The sequence below is a fragment of the Modicisalibacter ilicicola DSM 19980 genome (genome assembly GCF_900128925.1).
Lineage (GTDB): Bacteria > Pseudomonadota > Gammaproteobacteria > Pseudomonadales > Halomonadaceae > Modicisalibacter > Modicisalibacter ilicicola.
Genome location: NZ_FQUJ01000001.1, coordinates 1 through 1,428 on the forward strand (window position 1 = coordinate 1; position 1,428 = coordinate 1,428).

Genomic DNA, 1,428 nt, shown 5'->3' on the forward strand with positions numbered 1-1,428 from the left:
GCAAATCCGGGTCCTCAAGGCCGAGACACGAGACGAACCGCCCACGGGCGGGAAGTCATCGATGCCCCGCTTCCAGGAAAAGCCTCTAAGCTTCAGATCACGCAAGACCGTACCCCAAACCGACACAGGTGGTCAGGGTGAGAATCCTAAGGCGCTTGAGAGAACTCGGGTGAAGGAACTAGGCAAAATGGTGCCGTAACTTCGGGAGAAGGCACGCCGGCGTCAGGTGAAGCCCCGTGCGGGTGGAGCCGAGGCCGGCCGAAGATACCAGGTGGCTGCAACTGTTTATTAAAAACACAGCACTCTGCTAACGCGTAAGCGGACGTATAGGGTGTGACGCCTGCCCGGTGCCGGAAGGTTAAGTGATGGTGTTAGCGCAAGCGAAGCACTTGATCGAAGCCCCGGTAAACGGCGGCCGTAACTATAACGGTCCTAAGGTAGCGAAATTCCTTGTCGGGTAAGTTCCGACCTGCACGAATGGCGTAATGATGGCCACGCTGTCTCCACCCGAGACTCAGTGAAATTGAAATCGCAGTGAAGATGCTGTGTACCCGCGGCTAGACGGAAAGACCCCGTGAACCTTTACTATAGCTTCACACTGGACGCTGATGTTGCTTGTGTAGGATAGCTGGGAGGCTAGGAAACGCGGACGCCAGTTCGCGTGGAGCCATCCTTGAAATACCAGCCTGGCATCATTGGCGTTCTAACTTGGGCCCGTTATCCGGGTCGAGGACCGTGTGTGGTGGGTAGTTTGACTGGGGCGGTCTCCTCCCAAAGCGTAACGGAGGAGCACGAAGGTACCCTCAGCACGGTTGGAAATCGTGCAGTGAGTGCAAGAGCATAAGGGTGCTTGACTGCGAGACGGACAGGTCGAGCAGGTACGAAAGTAGGTTCTAGTGATCCGGTGGTTCTGCATGGAAGGGCCATCGCTCAACGGATAAAAGGTACTCCGGGGATAACAGGCTGATACCGCCCAAGAGTTCACATCGACGGCGGTGTTTGGCACCTCGATGTCGGCTCATCACATCCTGGGGCTGAAGTCGGTCCCAAGGGTATGGCTGTTCGCCATTTAAAGTGGTACGCGAGCTGGGTTTAGAACGTCGTGAGACAGTTCGGTCCCTATCTGCCGTGGGCGTCGGAAGTTTGCGAAGTGCTGCTCCTAGTACGAGAGGACCGGAGTGGACGCACCGCTGGTGTACCGGTTGTGATGCCCATCGCATTGCCGGGTAGCTAAGTGCGGACGGGATAACCGCTGAAGGCATCTAAGCGGGAAGCCCCCTTCAAGATGAGACTTCCCTGGGGCCGTGCGCCCCCTGAAGGACCCTCGAAGACGACGAGGTTGATAGGCGGGATGTGGACGCACCGCAAGGTGTTGAGCTAACCCGTACTAATGGTCCGTGAGGCTTGACCATATAACACCCAAGGGGT

At 57.1% G+C, this 1,428-nt stretch carries 1 rRNA gene; it reads left to right on the plus strand.

The annotated features are described in order from the left end of the window. Nucleotides 1–1,412 (plus strand): 23S ribosomal RNA (locus BUA41_RS00005); the annotation flags it as partial. Nucleotides 1,413–1,428 lie beyond the last annotated feature (16 nt).